20 protein-coding genes are annotated in these 26438 nt (G+C 67.8%); 8 read left to right on the forward strand and 12 right to left on the reverse strand.

Going from position 1 to position 26438, the window contains the following annotated elements:
* Positions 1–5: 5 nt before the first annotated feature.
* Entirely contained in the window at positions 6–1571 is a 1566-nt protein-coding gene (locus HLH36_RS00280; RefSeq protein ID WP_182984910.1) for an inorganic phosphate transporter, read from the reverse strand.
* A 170-nt stretch (positions 1572–1741) separates the two neighbouring features.
* Between HLH36_RS00280 and HLH36_RS00285 the strand changes: the two genes are divergently transcribed.
* Positions 1742–2074, forward strand: coding sequence for a GNAT family N-acetyltransferase (locus HLH36_RS00285; protein ID WP_182984540.1), 333 nt, complete (start codon positions 1742–1744; stop codon positions 2072–2074).
* 4 nt (positions 2075–2078) lie between these two features.
* On the opposite strand, the gene treY is transcribed toward HLH36_RS00285, so the two are convergent.
* From treY to glgA, 6 genes are all read right to left on the reverse strand, one after another.
* The gene (gene treY, locus HLH36_RS00290) at positions 2079–4751 is read right to left on the reverse strand and encodes a malto-oligosyltrehalose synthase (protein WP_182984541.1); all 2673 of its coding nucleotides are present in this window, start codon (positions 4749–4751) and stop codon (positions 2079–2081) included.
* Positions 4748–6784, reverse strand: a complete 2037-nt coding sequence (gene malQ / locus HLH36_RS00295) for a 4-alpha-glucanotransferase (RefSeq protein ID WP_182984542.1) — start codon at positions 6782–6784, stop codon at positions 4748–4750. The genes treY and malQ overlap by 4 nt, the downstream gene beginning before the upstream one ends.
* Positions 6777–8570: a malto-oligosyltrehalose trehalohydrolase gene (treZ, locus tag HLH36_RS00300; RefSeq protein WP_182984543.1), complete on the reverse strand. Its 1794-nt coding sequence runs from the start codon at positions 8568–8570 to the stop codon at positions 6777–6779. The genes malQ and treZ overlap by 8 nt, the downstream gene beginning before the upstream one ends.
* Complete coding sequence (gene glgX / locus HLH36_RS00305; protein ID WP_182984544.1) at positions 8563–10692, reverse strand: glycogen debranching protein GlgX; 2130 nt, start codon at positions 10690–10692, stop codon at positions 8563–8565. Before glgX ends, treZ begins: the two co-directional genes overlap by 8 nt.
* Positions 10693–10851: 159 nt before the next feature.
* The gene (gene glgB / locus HLH36_RS00310; RefSeq protein WP_182984545.1) at positions 10852–13059 is read right to left on the reverse strand and encodes a 1,4-alpha-glucan branching protein GlgB; all 2208 of its coding nucleotides are present in this window, start codon (positions 13057–13059) and stop codon (positions 10852–10854) included.
* An 87-nt stretch (positions 13060–13146) separates the two neighbouring features.
* Positions 13147–14787: a glycogen synthase GlgA gene (gene glgA / locus HLH36_RS00315; protein WP_182984546.1), complete on the reverse strand. Its 1641-nt coding sequence runs from the start codon at positions 14785–14787 to the stop codon at positions 13147–13149.
* A gap of 299 nt (positions 14788–15086) precedes the next feature.
* Here glgA and HLH36_RS00320 point away from each other — a divergent pair, with 299 nt between their 5' ends.
* Positions 15087–16346, forward strand: a complete 1260-nt coding sequence (locus tag HLH36_RS00320) for an MFS transporter (RefSeq protein ID WP_182984547.1) — start codon at positions 15087–15089, stop codon at positions 16344–16346.
* Between the two features lie 57 nt (positions 16347–16403).
* Here HLH36_RS00320 and acuI read toward each other — a convergent pair whose 3' ends face one another.
* On the reverse strand, positions 16404–17387 hold the full coding sequence (gene acuI / locus HLH36_RS00325) for an acrylyl-CoA reductase (NADPH) (protein ID WP_182968086.1): 984 nt from the start codon (positions 17385–17387) through the stop codon (positions 16404–16406).
* Between the two features lie 19 nt (positions 17388–17406).
* Entirely contained in the window at positions 17407–18021 is a 615-nt protein-coding gene (acuR, locus tag HLH36_RS00330; RefSeq protein WP_182984548.1) for an acrylate utilization transcriptional regulator AcuR, read from the reverse strand.
* Between the two features lie 223 nt (positions 18022–18244).
* Between acuR and HLH36_RS00335 the strand changes: the two genes are divergently transcribed.
* From HLH36_RS00335 to HLH36_RS00350, 4 genes are all read left to right on the forward strand, one after another.
* On the forward strand, positions 18245–18538 hold the full coding sequence (locus HLH36_RS00335) for a nucleotidyltransferase family protein (RefSeq protein WP_182978300.1): 294 nt from the start codon (positions 18245–18247) through the stop codon (positions 18536–18538).
* Complete coding sequence (locus tag HLH36_RS00340; protein WP_182978299.1) at positions 18538–18879, forward strand: HepT-like ribonuclease domain-containing protein; 342 nt, start codon at positions 18538–18540, stop codon at positions 18877–18879. Before HLH36_RS00335 ends, HLH36_RS00340 begins: the two co-directional genes overlap by 1 nt.
* Positions 18880–19263: 384 nt before the next feature.
* Positions 19264–19578 (forward strand): helix-turn-helix domain-containing protein, encoded by a 315-nt coding sequence (locus HLH36_RS00345; RefSeq protein WP_182984549.1) that lies wholly within the window; start codon positions 19264–19266, stop codon positions 19576–19578.
* A complete protein-coding gene (locus HLH36_RS00350; protein ID WP_182984550.1) occupies positions 19575–20813 on the forward strand; it encodes a type II toxin-antitoxin system HipA family toxin in 1239 nt (412 codons plus the stop codon). The genes HLH36_RS00345 and HLH36_RS00350 overlap by 4 nt, the downstream gene beginning before the upstream one ends.
* Before the next feature lie 226 nt (positions 20814–21039).
* Here HLH36_RS00350 and HLH36_RS00355 read toward each other — a convergent pair whose 3' ends face one another.
* On the reverse strand, positions 21040–23829 hold the full coding sequence (locus HLH36_RS00355) for a bifunctional aconitate hydratase 2/2-methylisocitrate dehydratase (protein ID WP_182984551.1): 2790 nt from the start codon (positions 23827–23829) through the stop codon (positions 21040–21042).
* 146 nt (positions 23830–23975) lie between these two features.
* Here HLH36_RS00355 and HLH36_RS00360 point away from each other — a divergent pair, with 146 nt between their 5' ends.
* Positions 23976–24272: a hypothetical protein gene (locus HLH36_RS00360; protein ID WP_182984552.1), complete on the forward strand. Its 297-nt coding sequence runs from the start codon at positions 23976–23978 to the stop codon at positions 24270–24272.
* A gap of 5 nt (positions 24273–24277) precedes the next feature.
* Here the strand turns inward: HLH36_RS00360 and HLH36_RS00365 are convergent, their stop codons facing one another.
* Positions 24278–24874, reverse strand: coding sequence for an SbtR family transcriptional regulator (locus tag HLH36_RS00365; RefSeq protein ID WP_182984553.1), 597 nt, complete (start codon positions 24872–24874; stop codon positions 24278–24280).
* Between the two features lie 91 nt (positions 24875–24965).
* Here HLH36_RS00365 and HLH36_RS00370 point away from each other — a divergent pair, with 91 nt between their 5' ends.
* On the forward strand, positions 24966–25946 hold the full coding sequence (locus tag HLH36_RS00370) for an SDR family NAD(P)-dependent oxidoreductase (RefSeq protein WP_182984911.1): 981 nt from the start codon (positions 24966–24968) through the stop codon (positions 25944–25946).
* A gap of 77 nt (positions 25947–26023) precedes the next feature.
* Here HLH36_RS00370 and HLH36_RS00375 read toward each other — a convergent pair whose 3' ends face one another.
* The gene (locus HLH36_RS00375) at positions 26024–26404 is read right to left on the reverse strand and encodes a hypothetical protein (RefSeq protein ID WP_182984554.1); all 381 of its coding nucleotides are present in this window, start codon (positions 26402–26404) and stop codon (positions 26024–26026) included.
* Positions 26405–26438: the final 34 nt, after the last annotated feature.

A 26438-nucleotide genomic window follows, 5' to 3' on the forward strand; every position in this document is an offset into this window, starting at 1 on the left:
TCGTGTCAGAAGACATGCCTCAGGATAAAGAACAGCGCACCGCTGATCAACATGGCAGCGGGCAGTGTGATCACCCAGGCCATGGCCATGGTGCGCAACGTTCGCCATTGCAGGCCCGAGCCCGCCGCCGCCATGGTGCCCGCCACGCCGCTTGAGAGGATATGGGTGGTGGAGACCGGCAGGCCATAGCCCTCGGCCAGGCCGATCGTCCCCATCGCGACCAGTTCCGCCGAGGCGCCCTGCGCGTAGTTCAGGTGCGTCTTGCCGATTTTCTCGCCCACGGTGACGACGATGCGTTTCCAGCCGACCATCGTGCCCAGACCCAGTGCCACCGCGACGGCGACCTTGACCCAGGTGGGGATGAAGCGCGTGCCCGCGTTGAGCTGGCTCATGAAATTCTTGAGGCCGACGGCCTCGGTGCCTTCGAAGGCATTGGTCTTGCCAAGCACGCGGATCGCATCCGATACCAGATACATGTCCGTGCGGACGTTCGGCACCTGGGCGGCGGGGATGGCATTGAGGCTGCGATATCCCTTGACCGAGCCCGCGATGTCGTCCGACAGCACGGCCAGCGCGCCATAGACCCGGCCATCGGCGACCGCCTTGTCGCGCAGCGCCGCCGTCACGCGCGCGCGGGCCGCCGCGATGTCGTCGGCCTCGGTGCCCGTCATGTGATGGCGGAAGATGCCTGCGGCGTCCCCGGCCGACTGAACGAAGGCCGGCATGGCCGATTCCGGCATGGCGCGATTGAGCGCATAGGCGGTGGGTGCCGCGCCGATCAGGATGAGCATGATCAGGCCCATGCCTTTCTGCCCGTCATTGCCACCATGGAAATAGGAGACGCCGGTGCAGGTGCCGATCAGCAGACCGCGAATCCACAGGGGCGGGGGCTTGTGTCCCGCGGGCGTCTCGAACAGCGTCCGGTTGCGCACCAGCACGCGGAACAGCCAGAACAGCATCATGGACAGCGCGAAGCCGCAGAGCGGGCTGAACAGTAGCGCGCTGAAAACCTTCGAAACCTGCGACCAGTCGACGCCGTAGGTCGCCGCCCCGGCAGGCGCCATTAGCTGGTTGGCGATACCCACTCCCATGATCGAGCCGATCAGGGCGTGCGAGGAACTGTTCGGCACGCCCATCGCCCACGTTGCGAGATTCCATACAATGGCGGCGATCAGCAGGGCGAAGATCATCGCGTATCCCGCGCCACTGCCCACCTGGAGGATGAGTTCGACCGGCAGCAGCGTGACCACGCTGTAGGCGACGGCACCGGATGAGACCAGCACGCCCAGTAGGTTCCACACGCCCGACCATACGACGGCCACCATGGGAGGCATGCTGTTCGTATAGATCACGGTCGCGACGGCGTTCGCCGTGTCGTGGAAGCCATTGACGAATTCGAAGCCCAGCGCGATCAGCAGCGCCAGCGCCAGCAGGGCGAACGCCCCGACGGCCAGCCCTTGCTCGCCCGCCGCCTGCAGATCGGCCAGAACACTGTAGCCGACGAAGCCCAGCGCGCATGCCAGCACGGCCAGGAAGAAGATCCTGAATGCGGGGGTTCCCCCGCTGTCCATTCTAGGACGCAGAAAATGACTGCGCGGTACGGTTGTCTCCGACAAGGCATCCCCTCCCTTGGCCAAAGGCGCTATGACAGCGCACACTCAGCGGAAAGCCCGGGGCAAAAACAGTGAAGTTATTTTGAAAGAGAAACTGCCGTGCGCTTCATGAAAGGATGCAGACCCCGATGCCAGAGCCCCCAGGACACATCGTCGAAACCGACCGGCTGCGGCTGACGCTGCACGAAAGCGCCGATTTCGGCCCCCTGGCCGAGATGTGGAGCGATCCGGCCGTCGTCCGGCATATCAGCGGCAAACCGGCCACGGCGCAGGAAAGCTGGGCGCGACTGCTGCGCTATCGGGGCCTGTGGCCGGTGCTGGGGTTCGGCTACTGGGCGGTCTGCCTCGTGGCCCCCGATAACCGCCCTTCGCTCCGTGTGGCGGAAAAGACTGGTTTTCTGCCCGTCGGTCCCATTCGCATGGGGAGGGAACAGGCCGTGCTGCTGGAACGCCGGACATAGCAGGTCAGACGGACACCAGCACATCCAGCGGTGCCGCGTCGGCCAGCATGGCCAGGTCCAGCATCGCCGCACGGTCGAGAAGGCGGCCCGGGTAGAGCAGCGAGCGCCATGGGCCGGCCGGGGCGTCGTCCCAGTCCAGCGCCGTGCCGCGCCAGAGCATGGCGGGGCAGGACAGGTCGCTGGAGTCCGGCATCAGGGCGGCGGGCAGGCGCGGTGCGATCACCAGCATCGTCACCCCTGCCGTGACGCGGGCGAAGGCGGCCAGATGCTGGCGCCGGGTGCCCCTGACCCTGACGGGCCGGTACGCCCCCTCGGCGAACAGGTCGGGATGAGCGGCCCAGAACCGCAGTACTGCCGCGATCAGCGCCTGTTTCACCCTGCCGTCGCGCCAGTGCGGCAGCAGCGATCCGAAATCGGCGCCCTCGGCCAGCGCCGCCATGCGGGCCGCGAAATCGACCGGCCGGCGATTGTCGGGATCGACCAGGCTGAAATCCCAGAATTCGCAGCCCTGATACAGGTCCGGCACGCCGGGGCTGGTCAGGCGCAGCAGTGTCTGCGCCAGCCCGTTCAGCGCGCCCGCCGGGGCGATCTGGTTGACGAATGCATCCAGCATCCGGGGAAACCGGTTTTCGGGATGGGGGGAGAGCAGGCCGTCGAGGAAGGCCCCGCAGGCCTGCTCATAGGCGGGTTCCGGGTCGATCCAGCTTGTGTGGCGTTTGGCCTCGCGCAGGGCCTTGACCTGCCAGGCCGCCACGCGATCGCGGAATTCCGCCGTGATCCTGTGCTCGAGCGGGCCGTCCCCGACCGGCCAGGCGCCCAGCAGCGTCTGGTAGAGAATCAGTTCGTCCGCGCGGTCGGGCGCGGCGCAGGGGCCTGAGCGGGTCGTGATCCGCTGGCGTAGCGGGGCGTTGAAGGTGCTCCAGCGTGTGGCGACGCGCACCCATTCCTGGGCCAGTTCGGACAGCACGGCCAGGCGCGCGCGGGCGTCTTCGCCGCGCTTGTGGTCGTGGGTGGCGGTGGCCAGCATGGCGCGGGGCCAGTCGCGGCGGCGCACGATATTGGCGGCGTGAAAGGCGGCGACGGTGCCGCCGAACTGGCCGGGATGCGTGCCGACATCGTTGCGCGACAGCAGGCGGCCATAGCGATAAAATGCTGTATCTTCAACGGCTTTGGCAGCAAGCGGGGCCGTGAGGTGCGCGAAGCAGGCGATGGCGCCGGCGGCATCTTCCGGGGCTTGCGGGCCGAGTTGCCGCTCCAGCCAGTCCAGCACCGGTTGCTGTGCCGGCACCAGCCCGGCGCGCACGGACTGGCAGACCGTGTGCAGCACTTCGCCGCCATCGCCTTCATAGGTCCGGTAGACGGGAAAGCGGATGAGGAGGCGGCGCAGTACGCGTTCCAGCGCGGCGGGCGTGAAGTCGCGGGCGCGCGGGTCGCGGCGTGCCAGGGTGGCCAGGGCGTGGACCAAGCGGGCCAGGTCGGCGGCCAGCGTGCCGTCCAGCACCGCCTCGCGCGCGGCTTCCTGCTCCGCATGGAAGCTGGTGGCGCCGCCCGCACCCCATACCCACAGATCGTCCAGCGCGTCCGCGCCGCGCTGGTCGTGGAGCAGCAGGTCGACCTGTTCCAGGAAATCGTAGCCGGTGGTGCCGTCGACCGCCCAGCCGGTGGGGAGCACCTCCTCCACGGCCAGAATCTTCTCGACATAGAGGGGGGTGCCCGATGGGGCGCCGGGCGGGCGGGCCGAGGCGGCAGCGGCGAGGGCGCGATGCAGGCGCGCGGTATAAGCGCCCGGTTGGGTCAGCCCGTCGATATGGTCGACGCGCACGCCGTCGATCAGCCCGTCGGCATACAGGCCGATGATCGTGCGATGCACGGCGTCGAACACGTCGGGATGCTCGACGCTCAGCCCGGCCAGGCCGGTGATGTCGAAGAAACGCCGCCAGTTGATCAGGTCGGAGGCCGTGCGCCACCAGGCCAGCCGGTAATGCTGGCGCTCGAGCAGCGCATGCAGGCGGGGCCGTCCCTCGGGCCCGGCCATGCGCGCCAGCGCGCGCGCGACGGCGGCCGCGCCCCGGGGCGTGCGCGCCCAGTCCGCCAGACCGTCGGGCGGCGGCGTGTCTTCGGCCTCGAACAGGTCTGCATAGTGATCGGGGCAGATCGGGAAACGGTGTTCGTAATGCCAGCAGGCGAAACTGCCCTCGGCCGCGTCGTAACGCAGTTCCAGCGTGCCGTTTTCCAGGCAGTCGCCGTAGGGATCGGCCAGGAAGGGCAGCAGCACGCGGCCGCGCAGGCTGTCGTCGGGCGGAGACCAGTCGATGTCGAACATAGGGGCGCACCGGCTGGCCCGCCCCCAGGCCAGCACATCCTCCCACCACGCATTGCCACTGCCGCCCACCGCCATGTGGTTGGGCACGATATCGAGGATCAGCCCCATGCCGTGCGCGCGCAGCCGCGCCACCAGACGGGCCAGGGCCTCGCGCCCGCCCAGCTCGGGGTTGATGCGGCTGTAATCCAGCGTGTCGTAGCCGTGGGTCGAGCCCGGGCGGGCGGCCAGCAGCGGCGAGGCATAGAGATGGCTGATCCCGAGACCGGCGAAATACGCGACCAGCGGGACCGCGTCATCCAGCGTGAAGCCGGCGTGGAATTGCAGGCGGACGGTCGCGCGCACGCCCGCCGTCATACGCGGTTCCGGGCGGTGCGCAGCAGGTCCAGCCGGCGGGCCGCGTCCGGCCGCTCCAGCACCGGCGGGCCGGGCGGGTAGCGCTGCTGCCAGTTGGGGTGGCCGGAGATGGTGCCGGGCAGGTTGGGCTGCTCGGGCAGGCCCAGCGCATCTTCCAGCGGCAGGATCGCCAGTGCCGAGGCGGCGGTGCCGACGAAGCGCGCCGCCGCATCGACCACGCGGGCCGCGCCGTCGGGCGTGACGGGCGGCGGATCGGGCGCGGCCGGCGGATGCAGCGCCGCCCACAGCGCAGTACGGTCATGCGCGCGGGCGGCCAGCGCGTCCTCGGCCTTCGTGCCGCGCGCCAACTGGCGCAGGCTCTTGCGCCAGCCGATGTCGGTGGCCTGCCACCAGCCGGCTACCGTGGGCAGGTCGTGCGTGGTCGTCATGGCCACATCGTTCGCTCCCCATTTGTCGGGCGGCAGGAACGCGCCCTGTGCATCGCGCTGGAACCATAGCACGTTCATGCCCATGATCGACCGCCGGGCCGCGCGGGTGCGAAAACCCGCGGGCACGGTGCCCAGATCCTCGCCGATCACCACCGCCTGGTGCCGGTGCGATTCCAGCGCCACCAGCCGCATCAGGTCCCGCCCCGGGAAGGAGAGATAGGCCCCGTCGGCGGCCGACGCGCCCTCGGGGATCACCCACAGCCGTTCCAGCCCCATCACATGGTCGATGCGCACGCCGCCCTGGCGCGTGAGCGTGGCGCGCAGCGTGTCGATGAAGGCGCGGTAGCCGTGGGCGCGCAACGCGCCGGGGGAGAAAGTGGTCAGCCCCCAATTCTGTCCCAGCGGGCCCAGCGGGTCCGGCGGCGCGCCGACCGAGCCGCCGATCAGGAAATCATCCTGGTTGGCCCAGCACTGGCTGCCGGCCGGATCGGTACCGACCGCCAGGTCCGCGATCAGGCCGATGCGCATGCCGCCGTCGCGCGCCGCCTGGCCCGCGCCGTGCAGGCCGCGCGCCGCCAGCCATTGCAGGAACAGGTGGAAGCAGACGTCGTGATGGCGTTCCTCGGCGAAGCGCGCGACCTCGGGGCTGGCGGGATCGCGCAGCGCGGTGGGCCAGGCGCGCCAGTTGCCGCCGCGCGGGCCGCGGCCGAGCTGATGCGCCTGCAACGCCTCGAACACCGCGTGGCAATGCAGCGCGCGGCCATGGGCGGCGACGAAGGCCGTCAGTTCGGCCGGCGGCGCAGGGCGGATGACATCGTCATACAGGCCGCGCAGCATGCGCAGCCGCAGCTCGGCCGCCTGCGGCCAGTCGATCAGCGGCGCGTCTTCCAGCGCCCGCGCGGCCTGTGGCGAGATGCGCAGCCGGCGCATCGTCGCCCCGATATCGTGCGTGGAAAACCAGCTTCGCATATCGGCGAGCAGCACGTTCAGGAACAGCCGGCTGGAAGGAGAATAGGGGCTGAACTGCGCGGGCCGGGCGCTGAACATGGCATGGACCGGGCTGATGGCCAGCGCGTCGGCGCCGGCCGCGGCGGCCTGGCGCGCCAGATCGGCCAGGGCCCCGAAATGGCCGATCCCGGCATCATGCCGCGCGCGCAGGGCGTGGAGCTGCACCGACAGCCCCCAGCCGCGCGCGCCGCCCGTGGCGTCGGCCACCGTGCGGCAGCGGGCCGGCGCGATGGCCAGCACCGTGCGCCTTCCCGCGATTTCCAGCCTGTGATAGCCGAGATCCGAAATGGCGGGCAGCCTCGGGCAGCCGTCGCGCGCGTGGCCGGCCTGGCCCGTGATGACGCTGCCATCCTCGCATTCCAGCCGGAAGGCCAGCCGTTCGGACGACGGACGCAGCGGCAGCACCGTGGCCACGCCCGCCTGCCCCACCACCATCGGCGGCAGCGCATCGTCCTCCAGCCTCGCCCCGTCTTCCAGCACGCGCAGCAGGCCGCGCAGCGTATCGGCCCCGACACGGTGCGAAACGCCGGCGGCATCGCGCCATGCGGTGGCCAGCCCGGCCTTGCGTGCCCGCATGCGCAGGCTGCGGTCATTCATGGGCAGCTCCCGCAGGCGGCCGGGGCTCGGCCAGGTGGACGACCACGCCATGCGACGGCAGGGGCCCCTGCCCGCCCGGCTGCGGCGGGTCCTGGTACAGGATCGGGCCGGCCACCCAGTCCGGCAGGTCGACCGCATCCGGCCCGAGATTGAGGCCGATCGACAGGATCGCCCCGTCGCCCATCCGCCAGCGCGCGGCCACCGCGCCCGGCCCCACGACCCGCGCGCCCAGGGCCCGGGCGCCGGGCAGGCGCGGCGTGATGCGGGCGTGGCGCAGGCGCAGCAGCGTGGCGAAGAAACCCTGCCATGCCCGCCCCTCGGCTGAGCCTGCCTCGTCGGCCAGGGGGACCGACGCGGCAAAGGTGTCGGGGTGGTTGGGATCGGGGATCGTCTCGCGCCGGGCCGGGTCGCTGAAATGCGCGAAGGCGGCGAATTCGCGCCTTCGGCCGTCGCGCACGATATCGCCCAGGATGGGCGGATGGCTGGTGAAATAGAGGAACGGCCGGCGCGAGCCCCATTCCTCGCCCATGAACAGCATCGGGATCTGCGGCGACAGCAGCAGCAGCCCGTAGGCGGCGCGCAGCGCCTGCGGCGGGGCCAGCACCGTCAGCCGCTCGCCCATCGCGCGATTGCCGACCTGGTCGTGATTCTGCAGGAACAGGATGAAGGCGCTGGGTGGCAGGCCGCCCGTTTCCATGCCGCGCGGGCGGCCGAGGGTGGGAAACAGCTCGCCCTGGAAGGCGAAGCCCTCGCCCAGCACGCGCGCCAGGCGCCCGGTGGGGTCGGTGGCGAAATTGGCGTAATAGCCCTCGTCCTCGCCGGTCAGCAGCACGTGCAGGGCGTTGTGCCCGTCATCGTTCCATTGCGCGTCGAACCCCGAGCGCAGCAGGCCGGAATCGTTGTTCTCGTTCTCCAGGATCAGATGCACGTGGCGGCCGGGCTCGGTCCGGGCGCGGACATGGGCCGCCAGCTCGACCAGCCAGTCGCGCTCGCCGATGGCCTGCACCGCGTCCAGGCGAAGCCCGTCGAACCGGTATTCCATCAGCCAGTACAAGGCATTTTCGGTAAAATAGGCCTGCACGGCCGGCTGGCGGAAATCGATGGCGTCGCCCCAGGGGGTCTGCGGGCCGCCATGGAAGAACGGGGCGGCGTAGGCGGGGAGGAAATTCCCTTCCGGCCCGAAATGATTGTAGACGACATCGAGAAAGATCATCATGCCCAGCGCGTGGGCGTGGTCGACCAGCGCCTTGAGGTCGTCGGGCGTGCCGTAGGCGGATTCCGGCGCGTAGGGCAGCACGCCGTCATAGCCCCAGTTGCGGCCGCCGGGGAATTCGGACAGCGGCATCAGTTCGACGGCCGTGACTCCCAGTGCCGCCAGCCGGGCAAGCCGGTCGCGCACGCCGCGAAACCCGCCGGCCGCGCCGACATGGATTTCGTAGATGACGGCCTGTTCCCACGGCAGGCCCCGCCATTCGTTTTCCTGCCAGTCATAGGCGCGGGGGTCGACCACCTGGCTGGGGCCCGACACGTCGCGCGGCTGGGCGCGCGAGGCCGGGTCGGGCACCGCCAGATGCGGGGCAACCCGGTAGCGATAGAGCGCGCCGGCACCACAGGGGGCCGTGACCTCGAACCAGCCATGGGGATGGCGCTCCATCGGTACCGGGGCCTGCCCCTCGATCTCGACCGCGACCGAGGAACTGGACGGTGCCCAGAGGCGAAAGCGCGTCTGGTGCGGCGCGACCAGGGTGGCGCCGAAACTGCAGGCGAAAGCATGGGTCTTACGCATCGACCGTTCCCTTTGCATGCCGTGCGTCGGGGGTGAAGCCGAGCAGCACGACGCCGTGGGCGCCAACCGTCCAGCGTGCCAGCCTGTCCGCGACCGAGCCGGTCCGGGCCGGGTCGGCGCTGTCGAGCAGCAGCGTCCATTCGCCCGGAATCGGCGGCAGGGTGCAGTCCGCGTCCGCGTCGCCCGCGTTCATGATCAGGTAGGTGGTATCGGTGACGCCGGAATCATCGGTACAGGAGCGCAAAAGGCCCAAGATTCTGCCGTGCTCGTCATTCCAGGCGTCGGACGTCATCGGATGGCCCTCGGGATCGTACCAGGCGATGTCGAGCAGGCCGGCGGGGGTTTCGCGCTTGCCGTACAGGAAGCTGCGCCAGCGGACGGACGGGTGGGCGGCGCGCAGGGCCGCCAGCCGGGCGACATAGGCGGTCATCGCCTGCCCGGCGGGCGAGGCGGCCAGCGGCCAGTCCAGCCAGGTGACGGGGTTGTCCTGGCAGTAGGCATTGTTGTTGCCGCCCTGGGTCTGGCCGAATTCGTCGCCCGCCAGCAGCATCGGCGTACCCTGCGAGAGGAACAGGGTGGCCAGCATGGCCCGCCGCACCCGGGCGCGCACCGCCAGGATCGCCGGATCGTCGGTCGGGCCTTCCACCCCCCAGTTGCGGCCGAGATTGTCGGAATGGCCGTCCTGCCCGCCCTCGCCATTGGCATCGTTATGCTTGCGGTCGTAGCTGACCAGGTCCATCAGCGTGAAACCGTCATGCGAGGTCACGAAATTGACCGATGCCCACGGGCGCCGTCCGCGCCGGTCGAACACATCGGCCGAGCCGGCGAGCCGTGCCGCCAGGTCGCCGCGCGTCAGCGCATCGCCGCGCCAGAAGCGCCGCACCGTGTCGCGGTAGCGGTCGTTCCATTCGGCGAAGCCGGGCGGATGGTTGCCGAGCTGGTAGCCGCCGGGCCCCGGGTCCCACGGTTCGGCGATCAGCTTGAGCGTGGACAGGACCGGGTCCTGGCGCAGCACGTCGAAGAAGCCGCAGAACGGGTCGAACCCGTAGCTCTCGCGCCCCAGGGTGGAGCAGAGATCGAAGCGGAACCCGTCGATATGGAAATCGACCGCCCAGTGGCGCAGCGAATCCATGACCATCTGCAGCACGCGCGGGTGCGACAGGTTGAGCGTGTTGCCGCAGCCGGTATCGTTGATCAGGTGGCGCTCGTCCTCTGGCACCAGCCGGTAATAGACGGCATTGTCCAGCCCGCGATAGCACAGGGTCGGGCCGAGTTCGCTGCCCTCGCACGTATGGTTGTAGACCACGTCGAGGATCACCTCGATCCCGGCCGCGTGCAGGCGGCGGATGGCGGTGCGGATTTCGTGCGGCGAGCCGTCGGCCAGGTAGCCGGTCTGGGGCGCGAAGAAGGCCAGCGTGTTGTAGCCCCAGTAATTGGTCAGCCCGCGTTCGACCAGGAACCGGTCCTTGAGGAAGGCCTGGACCGGCATCAGTTCCAGCGTGGTGACGCCCAGATGCAGCAGATGGTCGACCAGGCGCGGGTCGGACAGGGCGCGGAAGGTGCCGCGTTCCACCGGCATCAGGTCGTTGCGGCGCATCGACAGGCCGCGCACATGCGCTTCCATGATCACGGTGCGGTCCCACGGCACGCGGGGCAGGCGGTCCTCGCCCCAGTTGAAGGCGTCGTTGGTGACCACGCTCTTGGGCATGGCGGGGGCGCTGTCGCGCCGGTCGATCGACAGGTCGCCGCGCGGCGAGTTGACGCGATAGCCGAACAGCGCGTCCGACCAGGTCAGGGTGCCATGCAGCGCGCGGGCATAGGGATCGACCAGCAGCTTGTGCGGGTTGAAGCGGTGGCCGCGCAGCGGCTCGTAGGGGCCGTAGGCGCGATAGCCGTAGAGCAGGCCCGGCCGCGCGTCGGGCAGGTAGCCGTGCCAGACCTCATCGGTGCGTTCGGGCAGGTCGAACCGCGCGACCTCGCGCCTGCCCGAGTGATCGAACACGCACAGGTCGATGCGGTGGGCGTTGGCCGAGAAGACCGCGAAATTGACGCCCAGCCCGTCCCAGGTGGCGCCCAGGGGCGCGGGCGCGCCGCGCATCAGCCGGGCGGGAAAGCGCATCATCGGCCGGACCCTGTCTGAGAGCCTGACCGAAAATGCGCGTGTGTGTTGCCGGGCATCGGAGCGGAGCGGCCTTGATGGCCATGAGCACCGAAGCGCAGGCAACGCGCGCTGGATCGCCGCCAGCGCGCATTTTCGGTCAGGCTCTGAACATGCACGGGCTTACTCCGGCGAGAGGTACAGGACCGCGAGGGGCGGCAGGATGAGGACGCAGGAATGGTCGTAGCCATGGGCGGCTTCGGGCTCGGCCTGGACGCCGCCGCCATTGCCCATGCCGGACCCCGCATATTCGCCTCCGTCGGAATTGAGCAGTTCGCGCCAATATCCCCCATAGGGCACGCCCACGCGGTAGGCGGGGCGCGGCACCGGCGTCATGTTGCAGACCACGAGGACCGGGGCGGCGTCGGGCGCGCGGCGCAGCCAGACGAAGACGGCATTGTCGACATCGTCGCCGATCAGCCATTCGAACCCGTCGGACGTGCAGTCGGCGCGATGCAGGGCCGGCCGGGCGCGGTGCAGGCGGTTGAGGTCGCGGACCAGCGCCTGCATGCCGCGCCCTTCCGGCTGGTCCAGCCGGTACCATGCGACCTCGCCATCCGCGCGCCATTCGTACGGCTGGGCCAGTTCGCCGCCCATGAACAGCAGTTTCTTGCCCGGATGGCCCCACATGAAGGCGAAATAGGCGCGCAGCCCGGCATGTCTGCGCCAATCGTCGCCGGGCATGCGCTCCAGCAGGGAGCCCTTGCCGTGGACGACTTCGTCATGCGACAGCGGCAGGATGAACCGCTCGGAAAAAGCATAGTACAGGCCGAACATGATTTCGGAATGGTGGTAGCGGCGCCAGAGCGGGTCGCGCCCGATATAGGCCAGCGTGTCGTGCATCCAGCCCATGTTCCATTTATAGGAAAAGCCCAGCCCCCCATCGGCCACCGGCCAACTGACGCCGGGCCAGGCCGTCGATTCCTCGGCGATCATCAGCGTGTGGGGACAATGTTCGGCGATGATCGTGTTCAGGTCGCGCACGAAGGCGACGGCCTCCAGGTTCTCGCGGCCGCCATGGATGTTGGCCAGCCATTCGCCCTCGCGCCGGCTGTAGTCGCGATAGAGCATCGAGGCCACGGCATCGACCCGCAGCCCGTCGACATGGTAGCGGCGCAGCCAGGTCAGCGCGCTGCCGATCAGGAAGCCCCGAATCTCGTTGCGTCCGAAATTGTAGATCAGCGTGTGCCAGTCGGGGTGGTAGCCCTCGCGCCGGTCCGCGTGCTCGTACAGGCATGAGCCGTCGAAATGGGCCAGGCCGTGCGCGTCGGCGGGGAAATGGGCCGGCACCCAGTCCAGGATCACGCCCACCCCGGCCCGGTGGCAGGCATCGACGAAGGCGGCGAACTGCTGCGGCGCCCCGAAGCGGGCCGATGGCGCGTAGAGGCCCAGCGTCTGATACCCCCATGACCCGTCGAACGGATGCTCCATGACCGGCATCAGCTCGATATGGGTGAATCCCATATCGACAACGTAGGGAATCAGCGTCCGTTCCAGATCGTCCCAGCGCAGGATGCCGTGCGGGTCGCCCGCCGGGCGGCGCCAGGAGGCCAGGTGTACCTCGTAGATCGCCATCGGCGCGGTAACGTCGTGCCGGCCGGCGCGGCCCTGCATCCAGTCCTCGTCGGTCCAGGCGAAGGGGGTGGTGTCCGCCACCACCGAGGCGTTGGCCGGCGGCTGTTCCGCCGCCAGGGCATACGGGTCGGCCTTGGGGGGCAGCAGCCGGTGTTCGGCGTCGATGATTTCGTATTTATAGCGCTCGCCCGGGCCGATGCGGGGAATGAACAATTCCCAGATTCCGGCCGCGTGGCGCAGGCGCATGGGGTGGCGGCGGCCGTCCCAGACATTGAAATCGCCGATCACCGACACCCGGAAGGCGTTGGGCGCCCACACCGCGAAGCGCACGCCGGCCACGCCGTCGACCACCATCGGCTGGGCGCCCATCACCCGGTCGAGGTCGCGATGCTGGCCCTGGGCGAACAGGTGCAGGTCCAGATCGCCCAGCAGCAGGCCGAAGGAATAGGGATCTTCGGTTTCCTCCCACCCGTCGGCCCAGCCGATCTTGAGCCGGTAGCGGGCGCCGGCGGGCACGGTGCCGACATACAGGCCGCGTTCGTCCACCCGGCGCATGGCGCGCTCGATCGGGGCCGAGCGCGGGCGCTGGACCACCAGCCGCACCGCCCGCGCGTCGGGACAGAAGGCGCGCACGATGTCGGAACGGCCGTGCGCCTGGCGGCCGAGGATGGCGAACGGGTCGGGGCAGGTGCCCCGCAGGAGGTCTTCGGTCCCGGGGGGAAGGAAAAAGGCACTGTCGTTCGAGGCAACGTTCATGAGGCGGGATTCCGGCGGGCAGGAATGCAGGCGGAGACGGGCGGACGAACGGGCGGGCCGCCTGTCAGGCGGCCCGGCGCCGCGTCGTCAGCCAGGCCGGCCGAACGGGTCGTTGGCGCGGACCCGCCCGCGCCTGGCCGCCTGACAGGCGGCCCGCACGCCCCGCGCGGACGGGACGACGCCGCCCGGCCCCGCCAGCGGCGTGCGACGCCGCACCGACGAATTGTCGAATTCGGCCATGCCGATTTCCGGCCGGCCGAGGACCCGGCGGAACAGCCGTGCATATTCCTGCGCCTTGCGCCCCCAGGAGACGTCGTAGCGCGCGCCGTTGCGTTGCAGCCCCGCCCAGCGCGCCGGCTGCCGGTACAGGGTGGCGGCGCGGTGGATGGCGCCGGCCAGGGTCTCGCCATCGACCGGCGAGAACAGGAAGCCGGTCGCGACATCGCTGGCCATCGCGGCCTCGTTGGCGTCGATGATGGTATCGGCCAGGCCGCCGACGCGCGCCGCGATGGGCACGCAGCCATAGCGCACCGCGCAGAGCTGGGTCAGGCCGCAGGGCTCGAAGCGCGACGGCAGCAGCAGGCTGTCGGCCGAGGCCTGGATGCGGTGGCCCAACTGCTCGCTATAGCCGATATGGCAGGCCAGCCGGTCGGGATACTGGCGCGCCAGCCGGGCCAGCGCGCGTTCCATCGCCACATCGCCGCTGCCGACCACGACAAGCTGCGTGCGGTGGTCGAGGATGCGGGGCACGATATCGGCCAGGATATCCACCCCCTTCTGCCCCGTCAGGCGGCTGACCAGCCCCAGCAGGAAGACATCCGGGTCCTGCCGCAGGCCGAATTCCGCCTGGAAGGCCCGCTTGTTGGGCCGGCGGCCCACCACGTCGCCGACCTGATAGGGGAAGAGGACCGCCGGGTCGGTTTCGGGATTCCAGTCATTGGTGTCGATACCGTTCAGGATCCCCCTGAGCTGGTCCGCCCGGGTGCGCAGCAGCCCGTCCAGCCCCATGCCCCATTCGGGGGACTGGATTTCGCGCGCGTAGGTCGGCGAGACGGTGACGATGCGCGCGGCGAAGAGCAGGCCGGCCTTGAGGAAGCCGATTTCGCCGTAACATTCCACCCCGTCGATCGTGAAAGCATGGGGTGGGAGGCCGAACCGTTCGAGATCCGCCACCGGGAAGCGGCCCTGGAAGGCCAGGTTGTGGATGGTCTGCACCACCGGCGCGGCCGGCTGGCCGTCATAATGCAGATAGGCCCCGGTGAGGCCGGCCTGCCAGTCATGCGCCATCACCAGGTCAGGGCGATACCCGCCTACATGCCCCTGGGCGATGCTGGCCGCGACGCGCGAGAGGCAGGCGAAGCGCACGCCGTTATCGGGCCAGTCGGTGCCGTCGGGCGCCAGATAGGGGTTGCCCTTGCGGCGGAACAGATGCGGACAATCGATGACCAGCAGGTGATGACCGGCGGCGTAGCCTTCCAGCAGCGCGATCTCGACGCCCGGCAGCGGCGTCATCGCGGCCACGCGCACCGGGCCTTCCAGCGCGTCCAGCACCGCAGGGTAGCCGGGCAGCAGGGTCGTCACCAGCACGCCCTCGGTACGCAGCGCCGCCGGCAGCGAGCCCACCACGTCGCCCAGTCCCCCCGTCTTGACGAAGGGGAACATCTCGGATGCTACGGAGAGCACCCGGATCGGGCCCGACGGCTCCCGTTCCTGCTGGTGACGGTTCATGCCACTACCCTTCTTGGTCAGGAGGAAAGGAAAACGCGCGAGCGCGGCGATTGCGGGCCCTTCAAAAAATCTAACGACGCCGGACGGCTGGAGAACCGTTATCACGTGAAAGTGATAGTTTCGAAAGAGTCCTGCCAACTCGGTGCGAGATTCGAACTTGTGATGCGAACTTTTCGCGCCCGGCGCGATCGCGTGCGGCCGATCGGCCGGAGCGGTTCGCCCTGATCGCGCAGCCCCCCATGCCATCGGCGGCGGTTGCCGCTAGAACGGGGGAAAGCAATCAAGGACCCGCCCCGATCATGACCTCCCTGCCCCCGACCGGCGCTGCACCTCCGATCCGCAGCCTGAGCGATGCCCGGCACATCATCGCCGCGTGCTTCCTGGGCTGGACGCTCGATGCCTGCGATTTCTTCATCGTGCTGTTCACGCTGGACAATGTGGCCCACAGTTTCGGCACCTCGCTGGAGGCGATCCTGCTGGCGCCGACGCTGACGCTGATCAGCCGGCCGGTCGGGGCCTATCTGTTCGGCCGGGCCGCCGACCGGTATGGGCGCCGCCCGATCCTGATGGCGACGATCGTGACCTATTCCACCATCGAGCTGCTGTCGGCCTTCGCGCCCAACCTGACGATCTTCCTGGCGCTGCGGCTGCTGTTCGGCGTGGCGCTGGGCGGGGAATGGGGGGTCGGCACGTCGCTGACCATGGAGACGGTGCCGCCGCACTGGCGCGGCACGGCGTCGGGCCTGTTGCAGGCGGGTTATCCGGCGGGATACCTGCTGGCGTCGCTGATGTTCCTGCTGCTGCCGGCGCTGGGGTGGCAGGGGCTGTTCGTGCTGGGGGCCTCGACCGGGCTTTCGGTCATCTATGTCGCGCTGTACGTCAAGGAAAGCCCTGTCTGGCTGGCCAGCCAGCAGCGGATGGCGGGCATGCCCCGCGCCGCCAAGCCGTCCATGCTGTCGGTCCTGCGGCGCTATCGCGGGCTGGTGGTATATGCGGTGTGCCTGATGGCGGCATTCAATTTCTTCAGCCACGGGTCGCAGGACCTGTTTCCGAAGATCTTCCTGGCGTTGCAGCGGCACCTGCCGCACCCGACCATTACCGTGATCGTGGTGCTGTACAATCTGGCCGCCATTGCGGGCGGGCTGTACTTCGGCGCGCTGTCGGAGCGGATCGGGCGCGCGCGCGCCATTGCGCTGGCCGCGGCGCTGGCCCTGCCGCTGCTGCCGCTATGGGCGCTTTCCACCGCGCCGGTCTGGATCGCCCTTGGCGCGGTGCTGATCCAGTTCTGCATCCAGGGGGCCTGGGGGGTGGTGCCGGCCTATCTGAACGAACTCTCGCCCGCCGACGTGCGGGCCACCTTTCCCGGCGTGGCGTATCAGTGCGGCAATCTGATCGCGGCCAGTACCGGGCTGATCCAGCACCGGATCGCGCTGGGCCTGGGGGGCGACCTGGCCCCGGCGCTGATGATCGTGGTGGGGGGCGCGGGCTGCGCGATCGCCCTGCTGGCCACGTTCGCGGGGCCCCGCTACCACTCGCATCTGGATGGCGCGCCGGAGTAATCTCCTTGCCTTGAACGCGCGGCCCCTTGCGACGGGACGCGCGTCTGCAAGGATTGTTCAGGGGATGCGGACGACGATGCGCCCGCGCATCCTGCCGTCCAGCAGGGCGGCCGCCGCTTGCGGCACGTCGGCCAGCGCGATTTCGGTGACCATCGATTCCAGGCGCGTGGGGTCGGTGAGTTCGGCCAGGCGCCGCCAGGCCTCGATCCTCTGGGGCCGGGGGCACATCACGCTGTCGATGCCCACCAGCGTCACCCCGCGCAGGATGAACGGGGCCACCGTGGCCGGGAACGCCATGTCCGCCGCCAGCCCGCAGGCGGTGACCGCCCCGTTGGGCAGCATCGCGGCGCAGACATTGGCCAGCACCACGCCGCCCGCGACATCGACCGCCCCGGCCCAGTGCGCCTTTTCCAGCGGCCGGCCGGGGGTGGAGAACCCGCTGCGCGGCAGGATCTCGGCGGCGCCCAGCGCGCGCAGGTAATCCTCTTCCTCCGGCCGGCCGGTGACGGCGGCGACGTGGTAGCCCAGCCGGGCCAGCAGCATGACCGCGACGCTGCCCACCCCGCCCGAGGCGCCGGTGACCAGCACCGGGCCGCGCTCCGGCGTCAGGCCCTGCCGTTCCAGCGCCATCACGCACAGCATGGCGGTATAGCCGGCGGTGCCGATCGCCATGGCCTGCCGCGTGGTGAAGGCCTCGGGCAGTTGCACCAGCCAGTCGCCCTTGACCCGTGCCCGGCCGGCCAGCCCGCCCCACCAGCGTTCGCCCACACCCCAGCCGTTCAGCACCACCCGGGTGCCGGGCGGGATGTCGGCGCGGGCCGAGAGTTCGACCACGCCCGCGAAATCGATGCCGGGCACCATGGGGAATTGCCGCACGATGGGCCCGCGCCCGGTGATGGCCAGGGCATCCTTGTAATTGAGCGTCGACCATTCGACGCGCACCGTCACGTCGCCATCGGGCAGGCGGGCGTCCTCGACCGAGCGGACATGGACCGTCTGTGCCCCGTCTTCGGATTTCTCGATCATCACCGCGTCGAACATTGTCTGATCTCCCATTCTGCTAAAGGCGCACCAGGGCGGTGAACCCGTCCAGGAACAGGTCCAGCGGCCGGGCCGAGCGTTCCAGCCGGGCGCGCAGCACCGCACCTTCCCACCCGGTCCAGAAGAAGGCCGCGTAGTGCCGCGCGGCCGGGTCGCCATACTGTTCGGCCAGGCAGGCGGCCAGCCTTGCCTCCCACGACGCCAGCACCGTGGCCAGCGCCTGGCGATAAGTCTCGGGCAGCACCGCCAGTTCCTGACCCAGATTGCCGATCAGGCAGCCGCGCCGGAAATCGTGCCGGGCCATGCCGGCCGCCGCATCGGCCACGAAATGGCGCACGCGCTCCAGCGGCGGGACCTGCGCCTGGCCCAGCCAGCGGTCCAGCCTGGCCGTGAAATAGGCGGCGTAGCTGTCGATCAGCGCCAGGCCGAAGGCCTCCTTGCTGTCGAAATAATGATAGAACGAGCCTTTTGGCACGCCGGCGGCGCGGAGGAGCCCGTCCAGGCCGGTGGCCGTGAACCCTTGCTCGGTCAACGCAGCGACGCCGGCGCGGATGAGCTGTTCGCGCGTTTGCGCGGGGCCGTCTGGCGCGCGCGGGGGGCGGCCGCGCCGGCGGGGAGGTGAAGCGGCATTCATGACGGATTTACTAGACCGATCGTCTATTAAATGCCAGCGGACTTTTCAGGGTGAGTGGTGCCAGCCTGCCCGCTGGCATTCTGCGGCGCCCGTAAATTTCTGCCCGCTATTGGGGGGAGGAATCGCCATGGCTCCGATGGAGCCGGATGCCACCTGACGGATGCCCGTCCTGTGGATTTGTGCCATAGTTCCAGCCCATGAGGGGTCTTTGGGGATCTGACCGATGAAGCCGTCCGAAATATTGGCCAGCAAGCGGGACATCATCCGGGACATGATTCTGGCCACCCGTTTCGCCCGAAATCCGCGCCTGTTCGGCTCGGTGGCGCACGGGGACGACCGGCCCGATAGTGACGTGGATATCCTGGTGGACGTGACGCCGGATGTGACGCTGTTCGACCTTGGCGGCTTGCAGGAGCAGTTGCAGGATGTGCTGGGCTTACAGGTTGACCTGTTGACGCCGGGCGACATCAAATCTTCCCTTCGGGCGCGCATCCTGTCCGATTGCGTCGCCCTGTGATGCGGAAGGATATCAGCGAACTGCTCGGGCAAATTCTGGAAGGTGCCGACAAGGCGCTTGCCTATACCGCCGGGATGACGCGGGAACAGTTCCTGGCCAATGCGCTGGTCAAGGATGCCACGGTTCTGGCCTTTATCATCATCGGGGAAACTTCTGCCAAAATTCTGCGCGACTTCCCGGATTTCGTGGATGATGGCATTCCGTTGAAGAGCATGCGCGGTATCCGAAACCGAATAACCCACGGATATTTCAATACAGACTTCGATATCGTCTGGAACACCGTTCAAACTGATTTGCCGCAACTGAAAGAGAAGATAACAATCATGCTGAAAGGACGTTGATCGTCCTTTCTTTCGGGCGACTCGATAGATAACGGTACCATGTCCCTTCTCCCGAAAGTTGCGGGATGAACGGTCTGGTTCTTTCCCTCCGCCCGTGACGGCGCCGGGTTACGTCAGAGCCTGTTTGGAAATGCGTGCTGGTGAGCGAGAGTGGCCCGGAACAGGTCGCGCCCGTCGTGTGTTTCCGAGCATCGGAGCGGAGCGGCCTTGATGGAAGTGAGCACCGAAGCGCAGGCAACGCGTGCTGGATCGCCGCCAGCCCGCATTTGCGGTCAGGCTCTCAGAGATCATATTCGATCGCTGTATGCACTTGATCACGGCATGGTGGGTTCATACATCAGATATGAGCGATTATGCGGTGGATAGGGTCTCAAGAGATCAAATATGAGCTATTTCAGCTTACCCAGGACGGCTGCGGAAGTGCAGGATGAGATTGCGGCGTCCGCCCGGGCGCGGCGGCTGGCAAGGAATCTGACGCAGGACGAACTCGCCCGGCGGTCTGGTGTGGCGATCGCGACGCTTCGGCGGTTTGAGGGCGGCGGACCGGCGAGCCTGTCAACGGTTCTGGCCATCGCGGAAGCGCTTGAGGCGCTCGACGGGTTTTCCACGCTTTTTCCGCTGCCCGAAGCGAAATCGCTGGATGAATTGGACGCTTCTGCCCGGCGGCGCCGTCGCGCAGCCGGGCGGAAAAAAGGATGATACGGCGGCTTTCGGTGCATCTGGACTTCGGCTGTGGCGCCGAACCGCGCCGGGTGGGAACGCTTGGTCGGGACGAGGCCCGTCGGAGTGCGGCTTTTGAATGGGATGCGGGCTTTGCGGCGAGCCCCCTGCCCGTCTCGCCGGTCGCCAGGATTGCCTATGATGGCTTGCTGCGGCCGAATGCGGGGCGTGGCGCGCGCCTGCCCGCGCTGTTCGAAGACAGCCTGCCGGATGGGTGGGGCCGGCTGCTGCTGGATCGGGAAATCGCGGCACGCGGCATCAGTCGCGCGGAGATCGGGGACCTGGAAAGGCTGGCCATGATCGGCCGCCATGGTGCCGGCGCCCTGACATATATGCCCGAGACCGGCGGTCAGCCGATCGGGGTCATCGATCTGGGCTGGTTCGAGGAGATCATTCCGCATGTCGAGGATGGTGCCTCGGCGGCGGACCTCTCCCGGTTGCGCATCATTTCGGGTGGCAGCCAGGGGGCGCGGCCCAAATTCATGGCGCAGATCCATGAAGACATGCGCACGCTGCGGGATCATCGCGCTTCTGTCTCCGAGGGGTGGAGGCAGGTGCTGATCAAGGGACGCGGCTCGTCCGATCCGGTCGGTGCCGTTCAGGCGGAGATCGGCTATGGCGCCCTTATGCGGAGGGCCGGCATCGACGTCAGCGGGATGTTTGCGCTGGAAGGTGTCCGGGAGTGCTTTTTTGCGACCGAGCGGTTCGACCGGCCGGGTGCGGGGCGCCTGCATATGGCGAGCGTCGCGGGGCTGCTCGACAGCGGAATGGCGCATGGGATGCTCGACTATATCGATCTGGTCAGGCTCACCAAGCTGTTGTGCGGGAGAGCGGATGCCGTCGAGCAGGTTTTTCGGCGCATGGTGTTCAATGTACGCGCGCTCAATCGGGATGATCACGTTCGCAACCATGCGTTCCTCATGAACGCGGAGGGAGAATGGTCGCTGGCCCCGGCCTATGATGTCTCGTTCTCGGAGGGGCCCGGGGGGGAGCATTCGATATCGGTTGGCGGCGAGGGCCGCATGCCTGGGAAAGAGGCGATGGCCAGGGTCGCGCACATAGCCGGGATCAGGCCTGCGCGGCGGGATGCGATTATCGAGGAGGTCGATGCGTCGCTTGCCGGATGGCGTGCGATCGCGACCGATCATGACGTGCCGCAGCGGATGATCCGGCAGATCGAACATGAGATCGCGAACGCGCGTCGTTGGGCGTAGGGCCCGTTTTAGAGGCTGACCGGACATATGGGCTGGTGCGCGGGTGCGGCCCGGAGGGCCGCGCCCGGGGTTGCGTTTCCGAGTATCGGGAACGCGGCCCTGATGAAAGCGAGCGCCGCAGCACGGGGCCGGGTTAGCCGAAAATCCGTATCAGGCGTGGCAACGTGCCAGACAGGACTCCGTCACGGATGCCGAACGGCCAGACCCGGGGACCAGATACCTCGTATCAGTAATGGACAGACAAGGAATCGATCGGCGTCGCCTTTGGCGGAGCGAACGTGGTCAGATCGATCCCTTCGACGGCAGCCTTGTATTCCTCATTGCTCGGCATCCGGCCCAGGATCGCCGACAACACCACGACCGGGGTGGAGGCCAGAAGCGATTCACCCTTCTTCTCGCCGGAATCCTCGACGACGCGTCCCTGGAACAGGCGGGTCGACGTCGCCAGGACGGTATCGCCCTTTTCGGCCTTCTCCTGGTTGCCCATGCACAGGTTGCAGCCCGGACGTTCCAGATAGAGGATGTTCTCGTATTCGGTCCGCGCGGTGGCCTTCGGCAGCAGGTCGTTGAATTCGAAGCCGGAATAGCGCTCGAGGATTTCCCAATCCCCTTCGGTCTTCAGTTCGTCGATGATGTTGTAGGTCGGGGCGGCGACGACCAGCGGTGCCTTGAACTCCACCTTTCCCTGCGCCTTCTCCAGATTCTTGAGCATCTGGGCCACGATTTTCATGTCGCCCTTGTGCACCATGCAGGAGCCCACGAAACCAAGGTCCACCTTCTTGTTACCGCCATAGTACGAAACCGGGCGGATCGTGTCGTGGGTGTAGCGCTTGGACACGTCGGGGTTGTTCACGTCGGGATCGGCGATCATCGGCTCGTCGATCAGATCGAGATCGACCACGACCTCGGCAAAATATTTCGCATTGTCATCGGGCGCCAGCGCGGGCTTTTCGCCCGAGCGGATCTCGGCAATGCGCCTGTCGGCCTTGGCGATCAGGCCCTTCAGCGTGCCCGCGGCATTTTCCATGCCCTTGTCGATCATGATCTGGATGCGCGACTTGGCGATTTCCAGCGATTCGATCAGCGGCTCGTCCTGCGAGATGCAGATCGCCGCCTTGGCCTTCATCTCGGCTGTCCAGTCGGTGAAGGTGAAGGCCTGGTCGGCGAGCAGCGTGCCGATATGCACTTCGATGACGCGGCCCTGGAAGACGTTGTCGCCGCATTGCTTGAGCATCTGCGCCTGGGTCGCGTGCACCACGTCACGGAAGTCCATGTGCGGCTGCATCGTGCCCTTGAACGTGACCTTGACCGATTGCGGGATCGGCATCGTCGCCTCGCCCGTGGCCAGTGCCAGGGCCACGGTGCCGGAGTCGGCGCCGAAGGCCACGCCCTTGGACATGCGGGTATGGCTGTCGCCGCCGATGATGATCGCCCAATCATCCACGGTGATGTCGTTCAGCACCTTGTGAATCACGTCCGTCATCGCGTGATAGACGCCCTTGGGGTCGCGCGCGGTGATCAGGCCGAAATCGTTCATGAATTTCATGAGCTTCGGGATGTTCGCCTGGGCCTTCTTGTCCCAGACGGATGCCGTGTGGCAGCCCGACTGGTATGCGCCATCCACGAGCGGCGAGATGACGGTGGCCGCCATCGCCTCAAGCTCCTGCGCCGTCATCAGGCCGGTCGTGTCCTGGGAGCCGACGATATTCACCTTCACCCGGACATCCGACCCCGCATGCAGGACCTTGCCCGGCGCCACGCCGACGGCGTTGCGGTTGAAGATCTTCTCGACCGCGGTCAGGCCCTGATCCTTGACCGTGATCTCCTTGTTCGGTGCGAAGACGGGGGTCGCTTCGATCCCCAGTGCCTGGGCCGCGAATGTCTGGAGCTTCTTGCCGAAGACGATGGCGTAGGAGCTGCCCGCCTTCATGAACTCCATCTTCTGGGGCGTGAACGCGGCGGCGACATCGACCAGCTCGTTGCCGGTCTCGTCGCGGAGCTGCTTGTTCTTCACGTCGATCTTCAGGACGGTGCCGGTCTCGACCGAGTATTTCTGCTCGAGGATGGGATTGCCGTCGTTATTGAGGATCGGCTTGCCGTCCGCGCCGGCCTTCTTGACCCAGTTCTTAAGGTTCAGGCCGATGCCGCCGGTCACGTCGACCGTGGTCGCGAAGATCGGCGAGATGCCGTTGGTACCCGCGACGACAGGAGCGAAATTGACAAAGGGAACGTAGGGGCTGGCCTGCTTGCCGGTCCAGAGCGCCACGTTGTTCACGCCCGACATGCGCGACGAGCCGACGCCCATCGTGCCTTTTTCGGCGATCATCATCACCCGCTTGCCGGGGTGCTGCTTCTGCAGCGCGACGATTTCCCGCTGGGCTTCCGGCGAAATCATGCATTTGCCGTGCAGCTCGCGGTCCGAGCGCGAATGCGCCTGGTTGCCCGGCGACAGGAGGTCAGTCGAGATATCGCCTTCGGCCGCGACGAAGGTCACGACCTTGATCTCGTCCTCGACATCCGGAAGCTTGGTGAAGAATTCGGCCCTGGCATAGCTCTCGAGCACGTCCTTCGCGATGGCGTTGCCCGCCTTGAAGGCGTCGCGCAGCCGGAACATGTCGGCGTCATAGAGGAAGACCTGGGTCTTCAGCACCTCGCCCGCCTGCTCGGCGATCGGGCCGTTATCGCCGAGGGCGATGTCAAGCAGCACCTCGATCGAGGGGCCGCCCTTCATGTGCGACAGCAGCTCGAGGGCGAAGGCGGGAGTGATCTCCGGGACGACCGCCTCACCCAGGACGATCTTCTTCAGGAACGCCGCCTTGACGCCGGCGGCGCTCGTGGTGCCGGGCAGCGTGTTGTAAATGAAGAACTTGAGGGCATCTGCCCGGTGTTCGTTACCGGCGTCCTCGATCAACGTGATGATGTCACGGACGAGCGCGCCGTCGTCGATCGGCTTGGGAGCGAGCCCCTGATTTGCTCTGTCCTTGATTTCGGTCAGGTAATCTGAATAGGCGTTCATCGCAATCCCAACGTCATTGAGGTGTATGGGCCTGAAATGCGGCCCCGCAAACCGGACATGGTCAAGTCGGCTTAAGGTTCGGACCCCAGTTACGCCAACCCCTGCCGACTGACAAGGCAGGGCATTTCAACAAAAATAGAACAAAAATGGCACTTGAATTCAGCATTGACCGCTTAAAAACGGCAATTCACATGCTTACTGGATTGGAAGATACAAATCACCAATCCTACCATACTGGGTTTCCCGATCTGACCGATGACGCAGCATTTGTCATTTCAATTTTTCGGCACTGGCAATCTATTCGCGACGACTCAGAGCCTGTTTGGAAATGCGCGTCGGATCGCCACCAGCGCGCATTTCCAAACAGGCTCTTACAAACAGGGCGGAAGCGGCTGTCCGGCATCGGCGATGACATGGCCGAGGCCCCGCAAACCAGCCTATAGAACTGTCATGTCCGGCTTCGGGACGCGGTTGGCGGCTGTGATCCGGCGATGAGGATATCGACCAGGCGTCGGGCGCTGGCTTCCCAGCCTGGGGCGGCGGCGACGTTGGAGACGCCGACCAGGGCGCGGAGGAAATCCAGCGGGTCGAGGTCGGGGCGGATGTCGCCGTTCTGGACCGCGCGGGAGACCAGCCCGTCGATCGTGCCCTTGATGATCTCGGCCGAGGCCGCGTAGAGCGCGCCCGTGCCGCCGACCAGACCGTTCAGGGCGGGGGCGATGACCTGCTTGGCGGCGATATAGTCCACGAACAGGAGCATCCACGCGCGCAGGGCCTCGACCGGCGGATGCGTGCCCGCAAGCTGGGTCGCGGCTGCGGCGAGGCGGTCCAGCTCGTTGCGATAGACGGCCTCGATCAGGGCGTCGCGGTTGGCGAAATGGCGGTAGAGCGTGCCGATTCCGACCCCGGCGCGGCGTGCGACTTCGTCCAGCGCGATGTCGGTCTCGCCCGACTGGAAGGCGGCTTTCGCCGTGTCCAGCAGGTGCTGGCGGTTGCGCTGGCCGTCGCTGCGCGGTTTGCGGCGCGATATTTTCTCCCCGTCCACCTCTCTGCCCCTTGTTAAGCGGAGTCATCCTCCGCATATCAATAAGCGGAGCATGCTTCCACATAACTCCCTTTCCCGCTGGAGGCCAATGATGGCACAGGATTTTGGCGCGACATCCACGACCGAGGATGTTCTTTCCGGGCTTTCCCTTGCGGGCAGGCGCGTGCTGGTGACGGGTGTTTCCGCCGGGCTCGGCGTCGAGACGGCGCGGGCGCTGGCGGCCCATGGCGCGCAAGTGGTGGGGGCGGCGCGCGACCTGGACAAGGCGCATCGGGCGACCGCACAGGTGCGCGCGGATGCGGAACGCGGCGGCGGTGCGCTGGAGCTGGTTGCACTGGACCTGGCGGACCTGGCCAGCGTGCGGGCCTGTGCGGACGCGCTGAACGCGCGCGCCCTGCCCTTCGACCTGGTGATTGCCAATGCGGGCGTGATGGCCACGCCGTTCGGCCATACCAGGGATGGGTTCGAGACGCAGTTCGGCACCAATCACCTGGGGCATTTCGTGCTGGTCAACCGGATCGCCGGGCTGATGCATGACGGGGCGCGGCTGGTGACTCTGGCCTCGTCGGGTCATCGGTTTTCCGATATCGACCTCGACGATCCGAATTTCGAGCGGACGGCCTATGAGCCGTTCCTGGCCTATGGACGGTCCAAGACCGCCAACATCCTGTTCGCGGTCGCGTTCGATGCGCGGCATCGGGCGCGGGGCGTGCGGGCGACGGCCGTGCATCCCGGCGGGATCATCACGGAGCTGGCCCGCCATATGAGCCCCGGGCAGATCGAGGCCATGGTGGCGCAGATCAATGAGCGCGCCGCCGCCGAGGGCAAGCCGCCCTTCCGGTTCAAGACCATTCCGCAGGGGGCCGCGACCTCGGCCTGGGCCGGTGTGGTGGCGGACGCCGACGCCGTGGGCGGACATTATTGCGAGGATTGCCATGTCAGCGCCGTGGTGCCCGACGACCGGCCGATCAGCCTGATCGAGGGTGGGGTGCGGGCCTATGCCGTCGATCCGGCCCGCGCGGAGGCGCTGTGGGCGGAGAGCGAGGAGATGGTCGGCGAACGGTTTGGCTGATCGGGACCCAAGGGTGATGACCGGCGCGCGGAGCAGGCGCGCCGGGTTGGCGCGGGTGGGGCGTTAGCGCCGCCCCGTCAACGCTCGCGCACGGCCTCGGGCATGGGCTGCGGAGCGGAGTTGGCTGCCGCGCCCTGCGTGGCGCACCCTGCCCCGGACCGGCCGCCCTGCATGGCCATGCCCGGCATGGCACGGCAATCGCCCTGCGGGGCGGCGTTCCGCGTCCGGTTTGGTGTGGGGGATGGGCCGGCCATCTGCATGCCCTGCATATTCTCCATCGGTCCTTTCATGCTCATGGACCCGTGGTCCATGCCGGACATGTCCATGCCGGACATTCCGGACATTCCGGACATGCTCTGCGCTGTGCCGGCGGTGCCTTGCGCGGCTGCCTGAACGGCGTGGAGCCCGGCCAGCAGGGCGGCCAGCGGCAGGGCGGTCCTGATGATGGATGGACGCATCGGAGAGATTTTCCTTCTGTCTGGTTTTGAGACC

Source organism: Gluconacetobacter aggeris (assembly GCF_014174395.1).
Lineage (GTDB): Bacteria > Pseudomonadota > Alphaproteobacteria > Acetobacterales > Acetobacteraceae > Gluconacetobacter > Gluconacetobacter aggeris.